The 22,125-nt window shown below is 65.8% G+C and carries 21 protein-coding genes and 1 pseudogene; 9 read left to right on the plus strand and 13 right to left on the minus strand.

The features are described 5' to 3' along the window. Positions 1-8: 8 nt before the first annotated feature. Positions 9-848 carry a sugar phosphate isomerase/epimerase gene (locus F1640_RS23625; protein ID WP_124808576.1) on the minus strand — a complete coding sequence of 280 codons (840 nt, stop codon included), beginning with the start codon at positions 846-848 and terminating at the stop codon, positions 9-11. A gap of 73 nt (positions 849-921) precedes the next feature. Here F1640_RS23625 and F1640_RS23630 point away from each other — a divergent pair, with 73 nt between their 5' ends. The 3 genes from F1640_RS23630 (at position 922) to F1640_RS23640 (ending at position 3,896) form a co-directional block, all read left to right on the plus strand. Then, on the plus strand, positions 922-1,959 hold the full coding sequence (locus F1640_RS23630) for an MFS transporter (protein ID WP_194921962.1): 1,038 nt from the start codon (positions 922-924) through the stop codon (positions 1,957-1,959). Positions 1,960-2,023: 64 nt separating this feature from the next. Then, positions 2,024-3,373, plus strand: coding sequence for an IS1380 family transposase (locus tag F1640_RS23635; RefSeq protein ID WP_194917264.1), 1,350 nt, complete (start codon positions 2,024-2,026; stop codon positions 3,371-3,373). Positions 3,374-3,572: 199 nt separating this feature from the next. Continuing rightward, positions 3,573-3,896 (plus strand): hypothetical protein, encoded by a 324-nt coding sequence (locus F1640_RS23640; protein ID WP_194921963.1) that lies wholly within the window; start codon positions 3,573-3,575, stop codon positions 3,894-3,896. A 30-nt stretch (positions 3,897-3,926) separates the two neighbouring features. On the opposite strand, the gene F1640_RS23645 is transcribed toward F1640_RS23640, so the two are convergent. The 3 genes from F1640_RS23645 to F1640_RS23655 form a co-directional block, all read right to left on the minus strand. Then, complete coding sequence (locus tag F1640_RS23645) at positions 3,927-5,168, minus strand: MFS transporter (protein ID WP_124808578.1); 1,242 nt, start codon at positions 5,166-5,168, stop codon at positions 3,927-3,929. A gap of 88 nt (positions 5,169-5,256) precedes the next feature. Further along, a complete protein-coding gene (locus F1640_RS23650; protein WP_124808579.1) occupies positions 5,257-6,264 on the minus strand; it encodes a LacI family DNA-binding transcriptional regulator in 1,008 nt (335 codons plus the stop codon). 134 nt (positions 6,265-6,398) lie between these two features. Next, positions 6,399-7,025, minus strand: coding sequence for a hypothetical protein (locus tag F1640_RS23655; protein ID WP_124808580.1), 627 nt, complete (start codon positions 7,023-7,025; stop codon positions 6,399-6,401). A 265-nt stretch (positions 7,026-7,290) separates the two neighbouring features. On the opposite strand from F1640_RS23655, the gene F1640_RS23660 reads away from it, so the two are divergent. Then, positions 7,291-7,608, plus strand: coding sequence for a group 1 truncated hemoglobin (locus F1640_RS23660; RefSeq protein WP_124808581.1), 318 nt, complete (start codon positions 7,291-7,293; stop codon positions 7,606-7,608). Between the two features lie 82 nt (positions 7,609-7,690). On the opposite strand, the gene F1640_RS23665 is transcribed toward F1640_RS23660, so the two are convergent. Next, positions 7,691-8,479 carry an SDR family oxidoreductase gene (locus F1640_RS23665; protein ID WP_124808582.1) on the minus strand — a complete coding sequence of 263 codons (789 nt, stop codon included), beginning with the start codon at positions 8,477-8,479 and terminating at the stop codon, positions 7,691-7,693. Further along, the gene (locus F1640_RS23670; protein WP_190287176.1) at positions 8,476-8,805 is read right to left on the minus strand and encodes a nuclear transport factor 2 family protein; all 330 of its coding nucleotides are present in this window, start codon (positions 8,803-8,805) and stop codon (positions 8,476-8,478) included. The genes F1640_RS23665 and F1640_RS23670 overlap by 4 nt, the downstream gene beginning before the upstream one ends. Positions 8,806-8,901: 96 nt before the next feature. Between F1640_RS23670 and F1640_RS23675 the strand changes: the two genes are divergently transcribed. After that, positions 8,902-9,813: a LysR family transcriptional regulator gene (locus F1640_RS23675; protein ID WP_124808583.1), complete on the plus strand. Its 912-nt coding sequence runs from the start codon at positions 8,902-8,904 to the stop codon at positions 9,811-9,813. On the opposite strand, the gene F1640_RS26120 is transcribed toward F1640_RS23675, so the two are convergent. Continuing rightward, positions 9,723-9,932, minus strand: a complete 210-nt coding sequence (locus F1640_RS26120) for a hypothetical protein (protein WP_370449670.1) — start codon at positions 9,930-9,932, stop codon at positions 9,723-9,725. The two genes, F1640_RS23675 and F1640_RS26120, sit on opposite strands and share 91 nt — an antisense overlap. Between F1640_RS26120 and F1640_RS25635 the strand changes: the two genes are divergently transcribed. Beyond that, on the plus strand, positions 9,847-10,239 hold the full coding sequence (locus F1640_RS25635) for an aldo/keto reductase (RefSeq protein ID WP_124808584.1): 393 nt from the start codon (positions 9,847-9,849) through the stop codon (positions 10,237-10,239). The genes F1640_RS26120 and F1640_RS25635 overlap by 86 nt on opposite strands. A gap of 140 nt (positions 10,240-10,379) precedes the next feature. Here F1640_RS25635 and F1640_RS23685 read toward each other — a convergent pair whose 3' ends face one another. Both F1640_RS23685 and F1640_RS23690 read right to left on the minus strand, forming a co-directional pair. Continuing rightward, positions 10,380-11,492 carry a class II histone deacetylase gene (locus F1640_RS23685; RefSeq protein WP_194921965.1) on the minus strand — a complete coding sequence of 371 codons (1,113 nt, stop codon included), beginning with the start codon at positions 11,490-11,492 and terminating at the stop codon, positions 10,380-10,382. After that, entirely contained in the window at positions 11,489-13,225 is a 1,737-nt protein-coding gene (locus F1640_RS23690) for an amidohydrolase (protein WP_223806521.1), read from the minus strand. The genes F1640_RS23685 and F1640_RS23690 overlap by 4 nt, the downstream gene beginning before the upstream one ends. A gap of 168 nt (positions 13,226-13,393) precedes the next feature. Between F1640_RS23690 and F1640_RS23695 the strand changes: the two genes are divergently transcribed. After that, positions 13,394-14,404 carry an AraC family transcriptional regulator gene (locus tag F1640_RS23695; protein ID WP_168196151.1) on the plus strand — a complete coding sequence of 337 codons (1,011 nt, stop codon included), beginning with the start codon at positions 13,394-13,396 and terminating at the stop codon, positions 14,402-14,404. Positions 14,405-14,602: 198 nt separating this feature from the next. Next, positions 14,603-15,061: a hypothetical protein gene (locus F1640_RS23700; protein ID WP_194921967.1), complete on the plus strand. Its 459-nt coding sequence runs from the start codon at positions 14,603-14,605 to the stop codon at positions 15,059-15,061. Between the two features lie 172 nt (positions 15,062-15,233). Here the strand turns inward: F1640_RS23700 and F1640_RS23705 are convergent, their stop codons facing one another. The 4 genes and pseudogenes from F1640_RS23705 to F1640_RS23720 form a co-directional block, all read right to left on the minus strand. After that, on the minus strand, positions 15,234-15,899 hold the full coding sequence (locus F1640_RS23705; RefSeq protein WP_190287177.1) for an HD domain-containing protein: 666 nt from the start codon (positions 15,897-15,899) through the stop codon (positions 15,234-15,236). 4 nt (positions 15,900-15,903) lie between these two features. Next, on the minus strand, positions 15,904-17,859 hold the full coding sequence (locus tag F1640_RS23710) for a pyrroloquinoline quinone-dependent dehydrogenase (protein ID WP_124808589.1): 1,956 nt from the start codon (positions 17,857-17,859) through the stop codon (positions 15,904-15,906). A 3-nt stretch (positions 17,860-17,862) separates the two neighbouring features. After that, positions 17,863-19,572: an amidohydrolase gene (locus F1640_RS23715; RefSeq protein ID WP_124808590.1), complete on the minus strand. Its 1,710-nt coding sequence runs from the start codon at positions 19,570-19,572 to the stop codon at positions 17,863-17,865. A 46-nt stretch (positions 19,573-19,618) separates the two neighbouring features. Next, positions 19,619-20,458, minus strand: a pseudogene (locus F1640_RS23720) (TonB-dependent receptor domain-containing protein); the annotation flags it as partial. Positions 20,459-20,562: 104 nt separating this feature from the next. Between F1640_RS23720 and F1640_RS23725 the strand changes: the two are divergent. Continuing rightward, a complete protein-coding gene (locus F1640_RS23725; protein ID WP_194917272.1) occupies positions 20,563-22,125 on the plus strand; it encodes an ISL3 family transposase in 1,563 nt (520 codons plus the stop codon).

Raw genomic sequence — 22,125 nt, forward strand, 5'->3', positions numbered from 1 at the left:
CTACCGGATCAGGGTGCGCCGTTGACCTCGCGCCAGAGCGTGCGCACCATGTCCTTCATCCGTTGCGCTTCGTCCCAGCGGTTGCCAAGCTCCGACCCGTCGGGCGCGGTGATCGCGTAGGGCGGCGGCCCCAGTTCGCACATGAAAGGGAGCGCCTCATCCGATCCGGCCCGTTCCAGCCACAGCTCGAAGCCCCGGCGCCACCATGCGCGATGCTGGTCGCGCCAGGCATGGTGCTGCGGGGCGTCGAAGGTGACCTGCACCTGATGCGTTGTGGAGATGCGGCCGTGGAAGTTGCGGCAATTGCGCAGGATGCGCTCGATCGCTGCCAGCTGGTCCGCGCGCAGCGGCAGCTCCATTTCGCCCGCCACGGGATAGTGCGAAAGATCGCCCGTCAGCGGCAGGTCGGGCCGCGCTTCCAGCAGGCGCAGCGTGAACAGCAGGTCGTTGGTCAGCCGGCCCCGGTGCGTTTCGAACCACACCGGCAGCGGGGCGCTTTGCGCCAGCGGAACGAGGCTATCGACCAGCGCGAGCGCATCGGACAGGTGGGCCACCGGCCCCGCGATCTGCACGTTGAGATGGTGTGCGCCCAGCCGGTGCGCTTCGGCAATGGCGGCGGCGAGCTGATCCGCCGAATGGACCAGGACCTGCCCTTCCCACGCCAGCCCGCGCGGGTTCATCGCCCGGACGACGCCCGCGGTCCGGGCCGCGCGCACGATATTCACGCCAACGCCGTCGAACCCGGCGTCGATCACCCGCTCCAGCGCGGTGTCGAGGTCGTTCTCGATGTCGAAGCCCGGGCATTTGTCCAAACCCCAGACAGACTGCAAGACCAGCAGGCGCGCCATTGTGTTCTCTCCCTGATAACGTTGTCATAAGAACGGCAGGGAGCGACGTGTCAACCCGTTGCGAGAGGATCCCATGACTGAACAGCCCACGGCCCCGTCGCCCGTCCCGGAGCGCTATCGGCGCTATGCCCTGTGGGTTCTGCTGGTGATCTACATCCTCAACTTCCTTGATCGGCAGATCGTTTCGATCCTGGCGGAGCCGATCAAGCACGATCTCCATCTGGCCGACTGGCAACTGGGGGTGATGAACGGGCTGGCCTTCGCCCTGTTCTACACCGTTCTGGGTATTCCGATCGCGCGGCTGGCGGAAACCGGCAATCGCCCTCGGATCATCGCGGCGGCGGCCGGGGTGTGGAGCCTGTTCACCATGGCCTGCGGCTTTGCGCAGAACTTCGCCCAGCTCGTGTTGTGCCGGGTTGGCGTGGGCGTGGGGGAGGCGGGCTGCACCCCGCCGGCCCATTCGCTGATCACCGATTACACCCCGCGCGAAAAGCGCGCGTCCGCCCTGGCCTTCTATGCGCTGGGCACACCGCTGGGCGGTCTGTTCGGCATGGCGCTGGGCGGAATGGTGGCGGATGCGCACGGCTGGCGCGCGGCGTTCCTGCTGGCGGGCGTGCCCGGCCTGCTGATGGCGCTGGTGGCGCGCTTTACGCTGATCGAGCCGCGTAGCCGGTTGCGCGCCGACATGATCGCAACGGCCGTGGCGCGCATTCCCTTCCGCGACGCTATCGCCGAAATCAGGGGGAAGCGGACGTTCTGGCTGATCGCTTTCGCCGGCGCGATCAAGGCCTTTATCGGCTATGGTGCGGCGACATTTCTGGCGCCGTTCTTCTTCCGCAACCACGCCGCCGAGCTGATCCCGCTGGCCGATGGCTTCGGCCTGGGGCTGACCGGCTTTCTCGGGGTCACGCTGGGGATCGTGCTGGGCCTGACCGGCGCGGCTGGCACCTGGCTGGGCGGCTTTCTGGCGGATCGCCACGGCGCGCGCGACTTGCGCGCCTATGTGGCGATCCCGGCAGTGTCCACGCTGCTGGGCATTCCTTTCTATCCCGGCTTATTCACCGCGTTGGGCCGAGAGGGTTGGCGGGAGTGGCATAAGCCTCTGATCTGAATTAGGAACTGGGTGTCTAAGCCGAACCTGCCGCAGGGCAGAAGATGCCACAGGCCACCCCGCCATGACCGACGATACTGCAAACCCATTCCGATTCCCAGCAGTGCGCAGCCGGAAAGTCACAGCCGCCTTTGATGGTGGTCGGCTGACCTCGGACGGCGGCGTCCTGCTACTGGCACAGGCTGAGCGCGCGATGGGCATCTGCCGTCGGCTTGCCGCTTGCATAGCCGACCCGCGTGACCCTGGCCGGGTGATCCATGCGCTGCCCGACATCCTGCGCGCCCGGGTGTTCGCGATCGCTTGCGGATACGAGGATGCCGACGATCTCGACGCCCTTCGCGACGATCCCGGCTTCCGCCTGGCGCTGGGCAAGCTGCCGGGCTCCGGTGCCGGGCTTGCGAGCCAACCCACGATGAGCCGCTGGGAGAACGCGCCGACCACGCGCGAACTGGCGAAGTTGATGGCCGCCATGATCGATATCTACTGCGCCAGCTATCCCACTTCGCCGGCGGCGGTGACGTTGGATATCGATGACACCTGCGATGTCGTCCACGGCTATCAGCAGCTCTCGTTCTGGAACGGGCACCATGGCGAGCGCTGCTTCCTGCCGATCCACGTCTACGACACCGCCAGTGGCCGGCCGGTGGCGATGCTGCTTCGCACCGGCAAGACGCCATCTGGCGCCGAAGCTGCTGGCCACATCCGGCGTCTGGTGCGTCACATCCGCCGGCACTGGCCCGATACCCACCTCACCATCCGCGGTGACGGGCACTATGGCCGCCCCGAGGTCATGGCGTTCTGCGAGGCGTACGGCATCGATTACGTGTTCGGCCTGCCAACCAACGCTGCGCTGCGGGCCGATCCCGCCATCGTCGCCGTCGCCGATACCTGCGCGGTCAAGCGGGCCGAGGAGCAGCGTGTGATCCTGCGAAACTATGCCGAGACCCGCTACGGCGCCAAAAGCTGGAAGGGCCAGCGCCGCGTCGTCGCCCGGATCGAGGCCAGCACGCTGGGCATGGACATCCGCTATGTCGTCACTTCGCTGACCCAAGGCTCGGCCGAGCACATCTACGACACGCTCTACTGTGCCCGCGGCCAGGCCGAAAACCTGATCAAGCGGCACAAGACCCAGCTCGCCAGCGATCGCACCTCGTGCCGCTCGGCCAATGCCAACCAGATGCGCCTCATTCTGCACACCGCCGCCTACTGGCTCCTGTGGCGGATCCAGCAAGAAATCCCAAAATCTGCCGCGCTTGCCGTCGCCGAGTTCGCAACGATCCGCCTCCGGTTGCTCAAGGTCGCCGCCCGCGTCATTGAATCCGCAACGCGCATCCGCATCGCCTTCGCGTCAGCATGCCCCGATGCCGCCACGTTCAAGGCCGTCGCCACCAACCTTCGGCCTGCTCCTACATAGCCCGCGCGGCCGTGCCGCCGAACCGCAAGCCCCCCTCCATTAACCCCGAAAAGCCCATCGATCCCACCGCGGTGAAAAACACCGCCAGAGGCGCTCGTCCGGATCACATCACCGAAAACGCATCGCCACCCAACAAGCCCGGAACCTCAGTCTCATGAATAGGCCGGGCTATATCATCGGGCTGCTCACGGAATCGGCAGTGTTCGCCCTCTTCATGTTCGCGTTCCCGCCCGTGCTGAACACGCTGTGGTACGGCCCGAGCTATGCCGCCGTGCAGGGTCTGGTCCAGCCGCAGACACGGGCGACGGCCGCTGCCGTGCTGCTGTTCCTCGTCAACCTGATCGGGCTGGGCCTGGGGCCGCTGGGCGTCGGCGCGGTGAGCGATCTGATCGGCAATACGTTCGGGCTTGGGCCAGCGGAAGGCGTGCGCTGGTCGCTGCTCATCTTCGTGCTGTTCGGCGCGGTGGCGTCGGCGCTGTTCTGGATGGCGCGCGGCTCGATCCGCGAAGAGATGGTAAGCTGAGCCAACCCCTGCCTTGCCGTGCGCGCGGCGTCAGTGGGCAAGGACGGGGGACGCGCCCTCCTGTTCGCCGCCGATCGCGGTAAAGCGCGGCAGCAGCAGGTGGATGACGCCCAGCGCCGCCAGATAGGTGACGGCGCAGATCAGCAGCATCGGCAGATAGCCATGCCCCGCATCGAGCGACCAGCCGGTGAACTCGATCATCGCCATGCCCGAAAGGTTTCCGGCAAACGCTCCGATGCCGATCGCCGAGCCGACCACGCGCGCGGGAAACACATCGGTCGTGAGGCCGAACAGGCTCGTGGAAAAGCCCTGGTGGGCGAACAGCGCGACGCCGACGATGAATGCGGCAAGCCACGGGCTCTGCGCATGGATAAGCAGCGGCACGGGCAGCACCATCACGGCGTAGATCAGCATCGTGACCTTGCGCGCCGCGTTGACGCTCCAGCCGCGCCCCATCAGTGCGGCCGGCAGGAACCCGGCAGTGATGCCGCCGACAGCGGCCATGGCATAGACCAGCGCCACGGGCAGCCCCAGCGCGCTCTGGTCCAGCCCGAACACGCGGTGGAACAGGTCGGGCAGGAAGAACAGCAGGAACCACCAGACCTGATCGGTCAGCGCCTTGCCAAGGATGATGGCCCACTGGCGGCGGTCGGTGAGCAGCGCGCTCCACGCCATCGTCGGCGCTTCGGCATCGGATTGCGGCTGTTCGGGCAGGCGCACCGCCAGCCAGACCACGACCCACACCAGACCCAGGCCGCCGGCGATCAGGAAGGTCGCCTTCCAGCCCATCATCAGCGCCATCAGCGGGATGAGCAGCGGCGTGAGGATCGCGCCGACGTTGGGCGCGATCCCCCCAAGCCCCAGCGCGATCGAACGTTCGCGCGGCTCGAAATAGGTGGCCGCCGTCTTTACCGCGGCCGGCGTGCCGATCGATTCCGCCACGCCCAGCACGGCGCGTACGCCCACGAACCCGCCGACGGAGGAGACAAAGGCATGGGCCATGCCGGCCAGGCTCCACACGCCGACGCCCAGCGCGAAACCGGGTCGCAGCCCGACCTTGTCGATGAACCAGCCGGTGCCGAGAAAGGCGATCGCGGCAGCGAACTGGAAAGCCGAGGCCATGTGGCTGTAATCGCGGTCCGACCAGTGGAACTCTGCCTGGAGCGTGGGCTTCAGCAGCGCGAGAATCTGGCGGTCGACGTAATTGAGCACGATGGCGACAAAAACGAGTCCCACGACAAGCCATCGGCGTCGATCGCTGACCTGCGACATCCTGCATTCTCCCCAACGTCACTCTTTATCGCGTATAGGACAACGTTGTCATACGCAGAAAGACAAGGATAATCGTCCCCGGAAGCAATTACCCTTCGCCGGGCGCTGAGGTCGATCCGCGCACGATGAGTTCGTGCGCCAGGAGCCGGCGCTCGATCCGGTCGGCGGCGCCGATCAGGAGGTCCGCCGCCGCATAGCCGAGAGCTTGGACGGGCTGGCGGATGGTGGTGAGCGGCGGCCAGACGACTTGCGCCAGATCGTTGTCGTCGAAGCCCGCCACGGAAAGATCGCGCGGCACGGCGATGCCCTTGCGGTGCGCGGCGGCAAGCACGCCGGCCGCGATCTCGTCGCTGCTGGCGAAGATTGCGGTGGGCGGATGGTCCATTGCGAGCAGCGCTTCCGCCGCTTCCACGCCCGACTGGAAGTCAAACCGGCCAGGAGAAACCAGCGCCGCGTCATAGCCAAGGCCAGCGCGCAGCAGCGCCTGCCGGTAACCGGTCAAGCGCTGGGTGCTGGCGGCATACCCCGCGTGGCCGCTGACGAAGCCGATGCGGCGATGACCGAGCGAAATGAGGTACGAGGTCATGTCATCGGCGGCCTGCACGTTATCGATGCTGGCCGCGGAGGTGGCGGTCAGGTCCGTGCCGGGCTGCACGCGCACGATCGGGATGCGCCGCCTTTCGAGTTCCGCGAGGACCTCCACGGAATCGCTTACCGGCGGTGTCACGATGATGCCGTCCAGCTGCACCTGATCGACCAGCGCGCCGATATCGCCCAGCAGGCCCGGCGCGGCGATGTCGCAAGGCTGCACGATCATGCGATAGCCGGATTCGCGGCAGCGCTGCCCGACCCCTGCCTGCATGTTGTAGATGTAGAACGGACTGGGATTGTCGTGGATCAGGCCGATCTGGAACGACCGGTGCCCGGCCAGCGTGCGCGCCGCCAGATTGGGATGATAGTTGAGCTGCGCGACGGCTTCCTCGACGCGGATGCGCGTTTCCTCGCTGACGTAGCGTTCCTTGTTGAGAACGCGGGAAACCGTCTTGATCGAGACACGGGCGGCTTTGGAGACATCCTTGATGGTGACGCGGCTCATGCGTGTGCGGCGCTTCTCTTGTGCTTGCATCCCCCGGCCCCGAACGTCGCAACCGGATCGGATCGTTGTCGGGAAGCTCCGTCTGGCACAGATGCGCGCCCGCTGGCAATGCCGACGCCTTGCGCAGGTTCTCGTCAGAGAAGTTGTGCCCCGACCCAGCGGATCGCCCTGGTGGGCGCCGTTATGAGCGCCACGATCCAAGACTCGAACAGCTTCATGAGCGAATTCGCAAGTTCGCGGTAAAGGTCGAGTCCTGTCAGGATGGCGGGGGTGACAAGGTCCACCTGCCGGCCTGCGCGCGCGGCTTCCTCGATCCCCCTTACGCCCTCGATGATATCCAGCACGAAGCCGGAGAAAAAGATGACGAGCGAGAGAGACGAAACGAGGATCGGCAATATCATGCCGCTGACGCGCAAGGTTGACGCGATCGCTTCCCGCGCGAAGACGGCAATCAGCACCACCATCGCGGGTAACAGTGCGGACCTTGCCTTAGCCAGGAGCGTATCGATGGCCCGCGCCGGGTCAAGTTGTCCGGCGAGCGCCGTCGACGGTCTGTAGTGCACATAGGTGCGTGTCGCATTCATCCCGGAACGCGCCTCGAGGCTGCCGAGATACAGCAGGCCTTCGCGGCCGGGCCGGGTGATGTGCTTCTTTACGATGCCGCCACCGAAGAGGCTTTGCGCGCTCGCTCGCGTTCGGGAGAGCTTGCGGATCGCGATACGCGCGCGCCAGTCGCACCCCGCTTTCTGGGGAGCTTTCACTTACATAGGAGCGCCATAGAGCCGGCCGGTCGCACGCAAACGCTCGACTTCGGGGGTAAGTCGCCAGCCGGTAAGCGCACATGACGGCAACCGAGCGGGGCCGGACAGTCTGCAATGCGTGGTTCGAGCCGGGCGGCCGGAAGCCCCGCGGCGGCGAGGGCCTGCACGATGGTCTGCGCGAGGACGGCCTGGGCGGTGGCCCGCCATGTATCACTGACCGCAGCCTACGTCGACGTGGGTTCGGTGGCGACAAGGGGCGGCCAGCGTGGCGGAGGAGCTTCCGGTCGATCCCTACCCGCAGAGCGATGCCAACGCCGGGGCGAAGCCATTTGCCGGCGAAGGCATGGCGCGGGCCTTGGGCGGGCAGGCGGGTATCCGCCGCATCACCGCACGTTTCGTCGAACTCAACGTGGCCGATCCCCGGATCAAGGCGATCTTCGCCGAGCACGACCTCGTGCGGCTACAGCGCACGCTGGTCGAAAACCTGCAACGCGCAATGCGCGAAGCGCATGTTTCCTTCGCCGCGCAGAACCGGGTGCTGGCCAAGCTGGCACCGATGGACCGCGATGTGACCGAGCGTTGACTGCAGCCAGGAGGCCAGGGTCGGACATCAGCCGTATTGAAGGCGGCGAACTCCCCTGAGCGAGACGAGTGCCAGCCGGCCCTTAAACGGTGCGGATCGTCCCGCCGTCTATGACGAACTCGGCGCCATGGATTGCGGCGGCACGGTCTGAAGCGAGATAGGCGATGAGGTCGGCCACCTCTTCGGGCGCGGCTCCCCGCCCGATCGAGATGCCACCCAGGGCATCGAGCACGGACTGACGCGCATCCTCGATCGTGCCGCCACTGGCGGCCCGCAGTGTTTCGAGAAAGTCGTCAGCGCCCTCCGTCATGATCCAGCCGGGCGAGACGGAGTTGACCCTCACGCCCTTGGGGCCGAGTTCCTTCGAGATCGACTTGCTGTAAGTTCTCAACGCAGCTTTGGCGGCAGCATAGCCTGTCGTGGATTCGGGCAGCGGCAGGACGGACTGGATCGAGGTGACGTGCACCACAACGCCGCCGTGCCGCTCCAGCATCTGCGGGATCAGCAGGCGATCGAGCCGGACCGTCGCCAGCAGATTGAGATTCAGCTCGGCGAGCCAGTGGTCGTCGGTCAGCGCGGCGAAGCCACCCGCTGGCGAAGCCGAGCCACCGATGACATGGGCGAGAATGTCGATGCCACCCAGCCGCTCGAGTGCCGCCTTGGCGAAGGCTTCGCCGCCCTCCGCGGTCGTCAGGTCGGCCTGCACATATTCGACGCCTTCTATGGAATCCGTGATCGAGCGGGCGGCGGTGACCACACGGGCTCCGCCGGCCAGGAAGCGTTCGACGGTGGCGCGGCCCAAGCCTTTGGTGCCACCGCTGACGAGAACGCGCTTGCCGGCGAACTCGGTGGGATCGGTCTTGATGTTCATACCGTGGTCTCCAGCGTCCTGATGGCGCCGCGCTCCAGCGTGAAGCGGTAGGTGAAGCGGAGCGGGCTGCCCGGGAACTCACCATGGGCGGGGCCTTCGACGACCACGTCGCCGCCGTCTTCCCGAACGGTATCGGGCGTGAAGATCGCCTTCACCGGCATCACTTCTTCCTCAAACAGCTGGCGGATCGCGGCCTCGCCCTCGAAGTGCTTACCGTTATCGATAAACACGGCGTTGCTGAGGAAGGGCTTCAACATGCCATCGATGTCGAGACGGGCATTTGCCTCGACATAGTCGGCGATCGGCTTGGGTAGGTCCATTGACATGTTGATCTCCTCGATAGTGACGAGGCCTATTTAGCGATGGACTTTTCGCCTGATAATCGAGACAAATTGGCATGAAGTATCACGAAAATCGGATCAATGACTCGCCATTCGCTGATTGAGCTCGAGGCTGTCCTGGCCATCGTTCGGTGCGGCTCGTTTCGAGCGGCAGCGCTCGATCTTGGCATGTCGACCACGGCCATCAGCAACGCGGTGGGCAAGCTCGAGCGGGAGCTTGCCGTGCGATTGTTCAATCGCACCACGCGCAGCGTCTCGCTCACCTATGCGGGCCGGATATTCGTCGCTCAGATCAAGCCTGCGCTGGAGGAGATCCAGAAAGCGATGAATACGGTGCGCGCCCAGCAGGAGACGCCGTCCGGCACCTTGCGCATCAATGCCTTCGCGACGGCCGCGCGTGAAATCATGGCGCCGCTGGTCCTCAGCTATCTGCAGCGCTATCCGCAGGTTCATATCGACCTTGTCACCGAGGGCCGGCTTGTCGATGTCGTTGCGGCAGGCTTCGATATGGGCGTGCGCAGCGCGGATCTGGTGCCCAGCGACGCGATCGCAATACCGCTGGGTCAAATGCGACGCATGGCGGTGGTCGCATCTCCTGCCTTTTTCGAAAGCAGGGTTATTCCCCGGGCGCCGCAGGAGTTGCTCGCTTATCCCTGTCTTCGCGTGCGGCTTTCCAATGGCGCCTTGTTCCGATGGCGGTTTGAAAAGGACGGCGAAGAATTGCAGCTCGATGTCGAGGGCCCGATCACCCTCGACGAGGCCTCCCTGGCCCGGATCGCGGCAACCAACGGCACCGGGATCGGCTATTTCATGGAAGCCGATATACGCGATGACATTGTAGCGGGGCGGCTCGTGCGCATTCTCGAAGACTGGACGCCGCCGCTCGTGCCGCTGTGCCTCTATTATTCCAATCGGCGCAATTCCTCTGCGGCCTTCCAGGCCTTTATCGCGCTCGCGCGCGACTTCGCGGCGGGAAGGCTCGAACAATCCTGAGCCTGCGGATAAGCGGCCGCGCCGGAAGCGAGAATGTCGACGAAGCCGTCTTCCACCGTCACCTCGATACGGACCCGGGGATGCGTCTTCAGGAAAGGCGGCACAATCGCCGGCAACACCGTCCGCGCGACATTCGCGGGCGCGTTCAGCCGCAGCCTACCGGAGGGCTGGTCGCTGGCGGCCTGCGCGGTATCGACGGCGGCCTCGTTCTCCGCAATCGCCGGAGAGAGCCTTGCGAAAAGACGCGTGCCAGCTTCGGTCAGTGCGATGCTGCAGGTGGCCCTGACGTGGCTGCTGGCGCGATCACCGAACCTGCTGCTGATCCCAGGGACGTCCAGCACCGCGCATTTAGCGGAGAACTGCGGGGCGGCGGAACTTACTCTGACCGAGGAGGCTAAAGCTGCGCTGAACGCTTCGGCCGGTTGATCCGAACCGCGTGCGCGGACGGAGGCGTGCAAGGATCGGGGAACGATCCATGCCGCAACCGTCCTTGCACAGTGCGCCCTCGGCGGGCGAGGGCGGGCGGTCCTTCCGCTCCGCTACGAGGGGAGCGGCGGCGGGAAAGGTCAGAAACCCAGTTGCCCGCGCATTTCGTCGATCAGCACCTTGTGGAACGCGATCATGCGTTCGTCAGGCTGCTGGGCCTGGAAGAAATCCAGTTCCGGATCGATCACGGCGCTGCGCTCGCCGGCCAGGGCCTCGAGAATGGCGAGGCCGCAGAACGGCACGTAGGCTTCGGCATAGCCACCTTCATGAATGACCGCGAGGCGCCCGCCGCACAGTTCGTCGGCCAGCGCGACGATACGCGCCGTCATGTCACGGAAGCTGTCGCTGTGCAGCAGCTGGCGCGCCAGCGGATCGACCGCGTTGGCGTCCAGCCCGCTGGCGACGACGATCATATCGGGCGCGTAATCGCGCAGTGCCGGGATCACCACCTGCTCCAGCGCGTAGAGATAGGTCTCGTGCCCGCTGCCCGCCGGCAAGGGCACGTTGAGGTTGAAGCCCGCACCCTTGCCTTCGCCACGCTCCTCGAAACCCGAATAGCCCGGCGGGAAGCAGCGATCCTGGTGGATCGAGATCGTCAGCACGTCGTCGCGATCGTAGAAGATCGATTGCGTGCCGTTGCCGTGATGGACGTCCCAGTCGAGCACCGCGACCTTGCCAAGGCCATGCCGCGCTTTCGCCGTTTCGATGGCGATCGGGATGTTGGCGAGCAGGCAGAAGCCCATGGACTGATCGGCCAGGCAGTGATGCCCGGCGGGCCGGCACAGCGCATAGGCGTTGCGGGCGCGGCCCGTCAGCACCGCGTCGAGCGCATCGATGGCCAGGCCCGCCGACAGCGTGGCGATTTCATAGCCGCCCTTCGAGAACGGCGCGAACAGGCCCAGTTCCCCGCCGCCCGCGGCGCTTAGCGTCTTGAAGGCATCGACATAGCTGGCGGGATGAACGCGCAGCAGGTCGTCGCGCGTGGCGGACGGTGCGCTCGACACGGTCAGCTTCGTATCGAACCCGGCGGCGCGGACGAGGTTGACCAGCCGCCGCTTCGATCCCGGCGTGTCAGCGCCATAGCTGCCCGAGGGCGGCTCCACCCAGTCGCCGATCGGCAGGAACAGCGCTTGTACGCCGGTGCTGTGCCAGAACGTGCGTTCGTCTGTCAGGAACAGGGGTTGAGTGGTCACGGCTTGGCATTCCCTTCGCTGGACCAGACGAGTTCGCCCGCGATGTAGGTGCGGATTACCCGGGCCTGGTGGATCGTGCCGACCGGCGCGGTCAGCGGATTACGGTCGACGATGATCACGTCGGCCAGTTTGCCGACCTCGATCGTGCCGCCACGATCGAGCCGGCCCATTTCGGCGGCGGCGTTGCGCGTCATCAGCGCCAGCGCCTGTTCGCGCGTGATGCGCTGCCCTTCGTTGATCGGTGCGCCGGTGGCGCCCGGCACTTGCCGCGTGACCAGCGTTTCCAGCGCCAGCCACGGATTGACCGATGGCACCACCGGCCAGTCCGACCCGGTCACGACGTTGGCGCCGCTTTCGATGACATCGCGCGCCGGCCACAACCGCTTCATCCGTTCAGGCCCGACCGCGGCGGCGATATCGACCGAGGTGATCGGCGTCGGCCACCAGATGTAGGGCGAAAGCTCCCAGGTGAAGTGCAGTTCGCGCCCGCGCGGTACGTCGGCGGGATCGATGAAGGTATTGTGCCCCACCTCGTGGTGTTGTCCGCCCCAGCCGTTGGCCTTGCGCGCGGCGGCGATGGCATCGGCGGCTTCGCGCACCGCGCCATCGCCGGCAGCATGGAACTTTACGAGCAGGCCCTGCCGATCGAAGTCGGTGACGGCGGCATTAAGCTTGTCGGGCGGCACCATCATCAAGCCCTTTTCACCACCCGTACCATCCGAACCATGTTCCCCGTGGCGGGGTTCATAGGGTTGCAGCATCACCGCCGTGCGGCCTTCCAGCGGCACGCCATCGAGGAACATCTTCACGCAATCGAGCTGGAAGCGGCCTTTCGAATAGTCCTGCCGCGCGGCGACAAGGCCTTCGCTCCCGCCCGAATTCGGCCCCCACACCGCACACCCGCGCGCATATTGCCGGAGGCCGCCGGTGGCGGCGAAACGGGCATAGGCCTCGGCCCCGTCGCGCCGGATCGCGGCATCGGTGAAGCCGATGATGCCATAGGACAGCATCTCGTCCGTCGCGGCCTTGATCGCCGCGACCTGCTGGTCGATCGGAACCGGCGGCAGCACCGCCAGCAGGTTGCGCGCGGCCGCTTCGCGCAGGACGCCGGTCGGCTCGCCCTTCGCATCGCGATCGATTACGCCGCCGGCAGGATTGGCCGTGGCGCGCGTGATGCCGCCCAGTTGCAGCGCGCGGGAATTGACCCAGACGCTGTGGAGGCTTTCATCATCGAGCATGACCGGGTTATCGGGCGCGGCCCTGTCCAGCAGTTGCCGCGTCTGTTCGCCGGGCTTCAGCGCCGCGGCGACCCAGCTTCCGCCCGTGATCCATGCGCCCGGCTTTGCCTTGGCGGCGCAGGCCTTGACCGTGGCGAAGATGACCGGCGCACCCGCGCCTTGCGGAATCTTGCACGCGAGCTTGGCCTGTCCCGCCGGATAGACGTGGACGTGCATGTCGTAGAGGCCGGGCATCAGCGTGCGGCCCTGCAGATCGACGGTGGTGGCGCCGGCATGGGGCAGCTTGAGCACATCGGCGCTGGAGCCGACCGCGACGATCGCACCATCGCGCACGGCGATCGCCTCGGCGGTGCCTTGCGGCGTCAGGACCGTGCCATTCACGAACAGGAGATTGGCGTCGGTTTTGGCTGGGGCTTCGGCCGCCTTGGCGGTTGTTGGCGCCACGCTGGCCAGCGCCATGGCCAGAAGGGGTAGGGAGCGGGATCGGCTTGTCATCCGGGATTCCTTTCGCCGCGCAGCAGACTGCGCCGCCCGACCGCTGTCTTTGCATCATCGGCCAAGTTTGCAGGCGCGCCGATTTGGCAATATCGGCCAAACAGCGCATGCCCCTGTCCTCCGGGGCGATGCTATGGAATGATCCCGCCGGAGGGAGGCAACCGTGGCATGAGCAAGCCGACGATTTCGATTCAGGTGCTGCGCCACGTCGCCAACTGCCTTGTCCTCACCGGATGCAGCCCGGAACCGCTGCTGGCTATGTACAACCTGCGCCGCGATGATCTTGACGATCCCAAGGGCGTCATCGCGCTGGAGGACTTCCTCTCCTTCTTCGAGATCGCGGCGATCAGGGCCAACAACCCGCATTTCGGGCTCTATGCCGGGCGGCTTGCGGGATCGGACAGCCTTGGTCCGCTGGGCTTCCTGTTCCTCAGCGCGCCCACGCTGCGCGCGGCATTCCGGGGCTTCACCTCGCTGCTGGAAACGATGCAGCAGGCCGCGCGCAACGGCTTTGTCGAAGAAGACGGCATTGCCACGTTCGAATACGTCATCACCGACCAGACCTTGCAGAAGCGGCGGCAGGATGCGGAATTTTCCGTCGCCGCGATGCACACCTTCGCTCGCAACTATGTGGGGTCCGATTTCGAACTGGTGGAAGTGCGCTTCGAACACGCGCGCGACGGGGATTATCGCGCCTATCGCGATTTCTTCCGGTGCGATGTCTATTTCGACCAGGACACCAATTCGTTCTCGTTCGAGGACCGCTTTCTCGACAAGCGCGGAGGGGTACTGGATGCGGCGCTGTTCCCCATCATCGAGGAGCACCTGCGCCGCCGCGCCGCCGATACCGAGAACGCGCTATGCCCTTCGGGCTATCTGATGCGCCTGCTGGAGACCAGCCCGCTGGATACGACGCCCACGCTGGAGGAGGCGGCCGAGACGCTGGGCATCTCGGTCGCCACGCTGAACCGCCGGCTGCGTTCGGAAGGCGTTAGCTGGCGGCAGATCGTGCAGGACCGGCGCATGAACGCCGCCGCGCGCCTGCTGCGCCAGAGCCAGCGCGGCGTGGCCGAAATCGCGCTGGCCGTCGGCTATTCCGAAAGCGCCAGCTTCGTGCGCAGTTTCAACCGCTATTTCGGCACCACGCCAAAGCGCTATCGCGAAAGCGATGTTGCATAGGGCACGTGGACAAATCCTGCTCAGGAGGGCCGACAGCTATCGGGAATCGCCGGCAAGGGACGGAACGGCAACGGGGTTAGGGGGAGCGAACAGTCCAGTTTTAGTTGTCGCGTCGCGGAATGCGGACGTTCATGCAACTGCATTTGCGCGATTTCGCCCGCATCGTTCTATATTGTGAATACTCACAGGCTTGCTAATGTGAGCCTTATGCACCAATTCAAGTCCAAGTTTCTGTCTACGCTCAAAGCTGCGTTATTCATTGCGATGCTGGTTTTGGTTCTATTCCTGATCTGGCTCAGCGATGGAAGGGTGCTCGACATCCGGATTGCGGCTTCAAATCGCAGCCTAACCTTGCTCGCCATCTCCGTCGTCAGTTGGGCGATTCTGTTGGTCTTTGCGGTGAGGCTCACAATCGGTCGCTGGAAAAGCTGGATCAATCTGAAACGGGCCATTCTGATGGGAGCAATCGCCGGTCCCGCTATGCAAGTTGTTTTCGACTTGCTGCCGTTCGCAACGCCCAAATGGGTAGGCGCTCTTTTTGTAGGGGCAGTCGCCCTCGCGGCAGCCTACATCGCCAATCGAATTATTCCTCTCGCGGGCACAACGCAGCCAACATTTACCAGCGACGGTTTTCAGACGGGGGGCGCAAGCGACTAATTCTCCGCAAAGTCAGCGGGCCTTGAACGACATTTTGAATGGCGGAAATTGGCAGGTTTCGTCCCAGGGCGGCATCGGAATGACATGTATTTGTCGTTTTCGGAAAGGCCTACCCCACGGAAAATTCTCGGATAGCTGCCGTTCCGGCCAGGCCGGAATTTGTCCATACCGCCTAAAGCTGCTTCATCCCATCGCTTTCCGCGCCGAGCGTTTCCAGAAATGATTTGAGCCAGGCTTCGCGCCCCGGTAGCGCCCGCTTGGCGGCGGGGCTGACCACGCCTGCCGGAACCGCCGCGAGAAAGGTGCGCAGTTGCGCGACGGTGGCCGCTCCATCGGGCTGTCCGCCGTTCGCATCGACCAGCGAAACAAGCCGATAGACGCCAATCGCGCCGAGCCAGTCGAGTGCATCGGCATCGTGCAGATAGACGGCTTCGGGCGCGACCGGCTTGCGGTCGAACATGTGCGTGCGGGTGGCTTCCAGCACCGCCGGTATCTTCGCCTCCGGAAAGCCCGCATCGCGTAGCACGGCGGGCAGGAGCTCGACCGCGCGATCGGCATGGTCCTTCTTGGCGTCTTCCCATGGTGCGAAGGCTGCAATATCGTGCAGCATGGCTGCAGCATAAAGCACATCGTCATCGACCGTGGCATGGTCCTCGGCCGCCAGCGCCGATGCCAGCGCATAGTCGCGCCGCGAATGGGCGAAGCCCCACGCGGTGTGCTTGAAATGGGTGGCGGCGAAGGTTTCGACTTTGGCGCGCCACGCGGGCGGGCCGGCGTTGGCCGCCAGTGGCATGCACGCCACCGCAAGCGCGATCAGGGCAGGAACGATACGGGGCATCGGATCAATCCTTTCGAGGCAGGGCATAGGCGATTAGCGCATCGCCGAGCGGTGTGCCAAATCCGCCATGGCCGCCGGCGGCGACGACCACGTACTGCCGCCCGTCGGTATGGCGGAATGTCATCGGCGTAGCCGTGGCGGGTGCGGGAACCCGCGCGCTCCACACCTCGCGCCCGGTCTGGATATCATAGGCGCGGAAACGGCTGTCGAGGCTGGCGCCGATGAAGATCAGGCCGCCGCGCGTCACGATCGGGCCACCCTGGTTGGGCGCGCCCCACGAGGCGGGGGAGGAAAGGCCGGACGAGAAGCGGATGCGGCCGAACGGGATCTGCCAGCGCGTCTGCCCGGTCCTCATGTCGATCGCGGTCAGCTGGCCCCACGGCGGCGGATTGCACGGCGCGCCCAGCGGGGAGAGCAGCACTTCGCGCAGCATGACGTAGGGCGAACCGCGCATTTCATAGACCGAGACGCCCGGCCGCTTGTCGCGCTTTTCATCGTATTCGGCGCGCGGCTTGAGGATTACCGAGGAGACGAGGTTGGAAGAATTGACCACGGCCAGCCCGGTGTTGGGATCGTAGGCAATGCCACCCCAGTTGGTGCCGCCGAGGAAGCTGGGGTGCAGGAGCGAGCCCTTGATGCTTGGCGGGGTGAACATGCCTTCGTTGCGGAACGCTGCCAGCTTCGTCTTGCAGCGCCACCTGTCGAACCCGATCGCGCCCCAGGCGTGATCGGCGGTGAGCGCCTGCGAGGTGACGGGGTGTGGCAACATCGGCATCGGCTGGGTTGGTGACGCTCGTTCGCCGGGCACGTCGCTTCGGGGCACCGGCATTTCGCGCACCGGGAACAGCGGCTTGCCGGTCTGGCGATCGAGCACGAAGATATTGCCGGTCTTGGTGCCCTGGATCACGGCATCGACCGGGCGGCCCTGGTGTTCGATCGTGGCCAGCGTGGGCATGGCGGGCAGATCGTAGTCCCACAGATCGTGATGGATCGTCTGATAGGACCACACTCGCCGGCCGGTCTGCGCATCCAGCACGACGACGGCGTTCGCGTCCGGTATCGCGTTGATGCGGTTGATGCCCAGCGTGTCCCAGCTGGCGCTGCCGGTGGGCAGGAACACCCAGCCGCGCTGCGCGTCGATGGAGATCGGCGCCCAGGTGTTGGCCGCGCCGGTCCGGTCCGACAGTCCGGGCGGGATCGGGTTCCAACTCCACAGCTCGCGCCCCGTGACGACGTCGAACGCGCGGACGATACCGTCGAGCGAGTTGCGGAACTTGTTGTCGGTGACCGAAGCGCCGACGATCACCACGTTGCGATAGATCGCCGGGGGCGAGGTGTTGGCGAGCGGTCCTTCGCCCTTGTAGTCCAGCGCGGCGAGGTTGATGCGCCCGCCCTGGCCGAAGCCGGGGCACACGCGGCCCCGGTCGGCGTCGATCGCCAGGAGCATGCCCGTCTGCCCGGCCAGTAGCACGCGCTTGCCGCACTCGGCGGCGCGGGCCTGCGGGTCCGGTGCTTCCCAGTAGGCGACGCCCCGGCAGTAGTTCTCGGCATACATGTTGCCGCTGCGCGGCTTCTTCGGATCGAACGACCAGACCTGCCGGCCGCTTGCCGGATCGAGCGAGGCGACGCGCCCGAACGGCGTGCAGATATAGAGATGCCCGTTGGCATAGACCGGCGTCAGTTCGCTGACGGTGGCGTCGGTATCGTTCGTGCCGGACGAGATTTCGCCGGTGTGATACGTCCAGGCCACTTGCAGCGAGCCGACGTTGCCGCGGTTGATCTGGTCGAGCGCGGAATATTTGGTGCCCGAAGGCTGCCCGCCATAGCTCGGCCATCCGGTCGCGTCGTGTTCGACCGCCGCGATCGCGGCCGCCGCCTGCGCGGGTGGCTGGTCGGGCGCGCGCCCGCAACCGGCGATCGCCAGCACGCCAAGGGTGAGGGCGATCGCCAGCCGGCGCATCGATCAGGGTTTCGCGCGCTGGTAGATGCGCGTGCCGCCCACCCAGGTTTCGAGCACGCGGGTGTCATGGATCGCGGTGGGCGGACCGGCGAAGGGATCGCGGTCCAGCACGATGAAATCCGCGACCTTGCCCGTTTCCAGCGATCCGGCGGTGGCGGCGGTGCCGAGCCGGGTGGCGGCATCGATCGAGAACATCGTGATCGCCTGGGGCAGGGTGATCGCTTCCTTCAGGCCGAAGCTGCGCGTGCCGCCGCCGGGATTGCGGCGCGTGACGGCGGTTTCGATGCCGATCCACGGATCGGGCTTGGGCACGACCGCCCAGTCGGACCCGGCGATGACCAGTGCGCCCGCCTCGAACCCTTCGCGGATCGGCCAGACGCGATCGATGCGCGGTTCGCCTACGGCGCTGGTGATGTCGTCGTTGATCGGCTGCGGGTCCCACAGGTAGGGGGAATATTCGACCGCCGCCTTGAGCGCCTTGAAGCGGGGAAGGTCGGCCGGGTCGACGAAGGTGGAATGGCCAACCTGGTGGATCGGGCCGCCCATGCCGTTGGCCTTGCGCGCGGCGGCGATGGCATCGAGCGCGGAGCGCACCGCCCGGTCGCCGGCGGCGTGGAACAGCACGGTCACGCCCAGCTTGTCCCACTTGACCAGATTGGCCGCCATCTGTGCCGGATCGAACAGCAGCAGTCCGCGGGCCGGGGCGTTGGGTTGGCCGGCCTGATAGTCGCCCAGCATGGCGCCGGTGTGGCTTTCGGTCGGCACGCCGTCGGCGAAGACCTTGATGCAGTTGGCGTTGAACAGCTGCCGGGCGTATTTGGCGCGGTCGGCCACGGTCCGGTCGAAATCGGGATTGGCCTGTCCAGCTTCGGAATAGGCGATGCAGGCCTGCACGCGCTGCTTCAGCAGCCCCTTGTCGGCCAGGTCCGCATAGACTTCCAGATCGTCGCGGAAGGCCATCGCCTCGACATAGCCAACGACGCCATAGGACGCGAGCATCGCGAGGTGTTCGCGCAGGACTTTCCCGGTTTCCTCGCGCGATTGCGCCGGCACCTTGCCGGTAACCAGCCGCCCCGCCGTTTCGCGCAGCACGCCGGTTGGCTTGCCCGCCGCATCGCGCTCTATGATCCCGCCTTCGGGGTTGGGCGTGGTGTCGGTGATGCCGGCGGCGGCAAGCGCTTTGGAATTGGCCCACACGCTATGGCCGCTGACATCGAACAGCATCAGCGGGTTGTCAGGCGAAATGGCGTCGAGCGTCGCGGCGGTGATCGGCGTGCCTTCGAGCAGCGAGGCCTGCCACTGGCCGCCGGTCACCCATTCGCCCGGCTTCGCCTGCTTGATGCAGGCGGTAACGAGTTCGAGCAGCTTGGCCGCGTTGGCATCCTGCGGGACGCGGCAGCGGCCCTCGCCGCCTTTGGCCTGCAGGATCGGGTGGACGTGCATGTCGTACAGGCCCGGCAGCACGGTCTGGCCCTTGAGATCGATCACCTGCCGCGCGGGCGTGCGCGTATCGAGCGAAACGATCTTGCCGTCACGCACCGCCATGGCGGTCTTCCAGCCGGTGGGTGTGTAGATGTGGCCGTTGATGAAACGGATGTCCGCCGTTCGCGGTGCAGCGGCTTTCGCGGGCGCACGCGCGGCGGCTGCGCCGCCCGTTGCAAGGAGGCCGACGAGGCTGGTCGCCGCAAGCAGGTGTTTCCAGTGAGCAGCCATCGTCGGTATTCCCCCTTGTCGTCTTTTCGATTTGCTGGCCGTCGCCTCAGAAGCTGTAGGCGGCGGTCAGGCCGAACGTGCGCGGACGCACGATGTTCGAACGGTAGATCGTGGACAAGCCGTTGTCGCGCGAACGCCGCCCGGCCCAGATGTGCTGGTTGAGCAGGTTGTTCACGAACACCGAGACATCAACGCCGCTGAAGCGGTAGCCTGCGCGCATCGACCACGATTTCACCGCCGGCGGGTTGGACAGCGTCGGGTCGGACCCGCCGTTGCGCGGATCGATGCCCGGCGTCAGCGCGCTCTGATAGGCGCGGTAGTCGAAGTCGGTCCGGACGTAGGCCTTGTTCTCGCCGAGCGGGATGTCGTACTGGCCATGCACCGACACGGTCCACGGCGGCGAGGCGATGTGGTTGCCCTTGGTCACCGAAGGCACCGTCGCGCTGGGGCCGCCCAGGAAGGTGTTGAGGAACTTGGCGTCGGTATAGCCGACTTCGGCCTGGAGCGAGAACTGCTCGCTGACCTTCAGGTCAAGCTGCAGGTCGAAGCCGCGGCTGCGCGCGTTGCCAAGGTTGCCGGTGAACTGGAAGCCGCAGGAATTGAGCGCAACCGACTGCTGGATGTTCTTCCAGTCGATCTGGTAGGCGCTGCCCTGGATGCCCAGCCGCCCGTCCGCAACGCGCGTCTTGAGGCCCAGTTCGTAGCTCCACACCGAGTCCGAATTGTAAAGCTTGGGGCGACCGCCGGGATAGCCGAGCGAGGCGAGTTCGGGTCCGCAGGGCGAACCGACCTGCGGGTTGTAGCCACCTGGACGGAAGCCCTTGGACACCGAGCCGTAGATCAGCGTGCGGTCGGTCACCTGGAAATCGATGCCGAACTTGGGCGTGAACGGATGTTCCTTTTGGGGTCTGACTCAAATTCCGTGCAGATTTGACATTTCTGCGCTGTGTGCGGCCAACTGGATTGGGGGTCAGCAAGGAGCACACGTCGATGGCCTCGAAAGCATGGGACAGTAGCCTGCAGTTACCGGGATTAATCGTGGAAAGCCGGACTGTGATCGACGGAATCGTCGAGATGTCGGGCCGATTGGCGGCCGTGGGAGCGGATTGCCCGGATTGCGCGATGCCATCGACGTCTCTCCACAGTCGATATGACCGCATGCTTTCGGATTTGCCGGTCAGCGGCAGCATCGTCAGGCTGAGACTGTCGGTTCGACGGTTTCGGTGCACGCATACCCTTTGTCCAAGGCGCACGTTCAGCGAGCCGCTGGCGCCGCCGGTTGGCCGGCGATATGGCCGCAGGGTGGGTCGTTGCGACGCGCTAGTGCGCGCGGTGGCGGTCGCGCTGGGTGGTAGGCCGGGCTCGCGCATGATGGCGCGTCTGTCGGCGCCTTGGTCGCGCGACACGATGCTTCGAGTTCTGAGACGCAGCGATCCTGCCTCCGTGCCGCCGCCACCTGCGCGGGTGGTTGGCATCGACGACTTCGCTTGGCGCCGCGGCCACAGCTACGGGAGCATCGTGGTCGATCTCGAACGACGCGAGGTGATCGACCTGCTTCCCGATCGTCAGCGCGACACGGTCATCGCCTGGCTGCGCCAGAACCCGCAAGTCGAAATCATCTGTCGCGACCGTGGTCCGGGTTATGGTGCGGCCGCAAGCGAGGCGGCGCCGCAGGCACAGCAGGTGGCCGACCGCTGGCACCTGTTCGAGAACGCCTCGGCAGCATTTCTGGCGGCAGTGCGTTCGGAAATGCCATGTTTGCGGCGCGCGCTGGCGCCGACGGGGCCGGTCGATCCGGCGACCCTGACCCGTGCCGAGCGCATCCAGTGGGATGGCTACCAATTGCGCGAGGCCCTCAACCGCCAGATTATCGATCTGGCCGGGCAAGGCGTGCCGATCAGGGTCATGGCACGCACGACCGGCGTGTCGCGCAAGACCATCCGCAAGGTCCTGCGCGGCCAGCGTCACGACACCTTCCGCACGCGCCAGAGTTCGCTCGATGTCTGGTCGCTGACCCTCGAGGCGGAGTGGAATGCAGGCTGCCGGATTGGGGCTGAACTGTGGCGGCGGCTGAAGGCTTCCGGTTTTGGCGGTTCGCTGCGCGTAGTCAGCGAATGGGCGACCCGTCGTCGTCGCGACGAAAAACTTGGCCACACCGGCGGTGCGGGGCTGAGTGCACGGACCATCGCGCGCAGCATGACCACCGAGCGCGACACCGGATCAGCGCAGACCGCCCTGATAAACGCGGTGATCGAAAAGGCCGTGCCAGCGCTAATCAGCGCACGCGAGGCTCTCGATTGCTTCCACGCCATGATGCGCTCAAAGGACAAGGCCCGGCTCGATCCTTGGATCGCCATGGCGGCCGAGACCAAGCTTGCTGGGTTCGCTGCCGGCGTCGAAGCCGACAAGGACGCCGTTGCCGCCGCGATCTCGACGCCGTGGTCCAGCGGTCAAGTCGAGGGCAAAGTCAACCGCCTCAAGGCCATCAAGCGCCAGATGTACGGGCGCGCCAAAATCGACCTTCTCAAAGCCAGAGTTATGGCGCCAGCGTGA

Origin of the sequence: Novosphingobium sp. NBM11 (assembly GCF_015390225.1) — a bacterium.
Taxonomy (GTDB): domain Bacteria; phylum Pseudomonadota; class Alphaproteobacteria; order Sphingomonadales; family Sphingomonadaceae; genus Novosphingobium.

Excerpts from the sequence above, each read along its gene's own strand:
- F1640_RS23625 (WP_124808576.1), bottom strand. The coding sequence starts at position 848 with ATGGCGCGCCTGCTGGTCTTGCAGTCTGTCTGGGGTTTGGACAAATGC.
- F1640_RS23630 (WP_194921962.1), top strand. The coding sequence starts at position 922 with ATGACTGAACAGCCCACGGCCCCGTCGCCCGTCCCGGAGCGCTATCGG.
- F1640_RS23635 (WP_194917264.1), top strand. The coding sequence starts at position 2,024 with ATGACCGACGATACTGCAAACCCATTCCGATTCCCAGCAGTGCGCAGC.
- F1640_RS23645 (WP_124808578.1), bottom strand. The coding sequence starts at position 5,168 with ATGTCGCAGGTCAGCGATCGACGCCGATGGCTTGTCGTGGGACTCGTT.
- F1640_RS23650 (WP_124808579.1), bottom strand. The coding sequence starts at position 6,264 with ATGAGCCGCGTCACCATCAAGGATGTCTCCAAAGCCGCCCGTGTCTCG.
- F1640_RS23665 (WP_124808582.1), bottom strand. The coding sequence starts at position 8,479 with ATGAACATCAAGACCGATCCCACCGAGTTCGCCGGCAAGCGCGTTCTC.
- F1640_RS23670 (WP_190287176.1), bottom strand. The coding sequence starts at position 8,805 with ATGTCAATGGACCTACCCAAGCCGATCGCCGACTATGTCGAGGCAAAT.
- F1640_RS23675 (WP_124808583.1), top strand. The coding sequence starts at position 8,902 with ATGACTCGCCATTCGCTGATTGAGCTCGAGGCTGTCCTGGCCATCGTT.
- F1640_RS25635 (WP_124808584.1), top strand. The coding sequence starts at position 9,847 with ATGTCGACGAAGCCGTCTTCCACCGTCACCTCGATACGGACCCGGGGA.
- F1640_RS23690 (WP_223806521.1), bottom strand. The coding sequence starts at position 13,225 with ATGACAAGCCGATCCCGCTCCCTACCCCTTCTGGCCATGGCGCTGGCC.
- F1640_RS23695 (WP_168196151.1), top strand. The coding sequence starts at position 13,394 with ATGAGCAAGCCGACGATTTCGATTCAGGTGCTGCGCCACGTCGCCAAC.
- F1640_RS23705 (WP_190287177.1), bottom strand. The coding sequence starts at position 15,899 with ATGCCCCGTATCGTTCCTGCCCTGATCGCGCTTGCGGTGGCGTGCATG.
- F1640_RS23710 (WP_124808589.1), bottom strand. The coding sequence starts at position 17,859 with ATGCGCCGGCTGGCGATCGCCCTCACCCTTGGCGTGCTGGCGATCGCC.
- F1640_RS23715 (WP_124808590.1), bottom strand. The coding sequence starts at position 19,572 with ATGGCTGCTCACTGGAAACACCTGCTTGCGGCGACCAGCCTCGTCGGC.
- F1640_RS23725 (WP_194917272.1), top strand. The coding sequence starts at position 20,563 with ATGGCCTCGAAAGCATGGGACAGTAGCCTGCAGTTACCGGGATTAATC.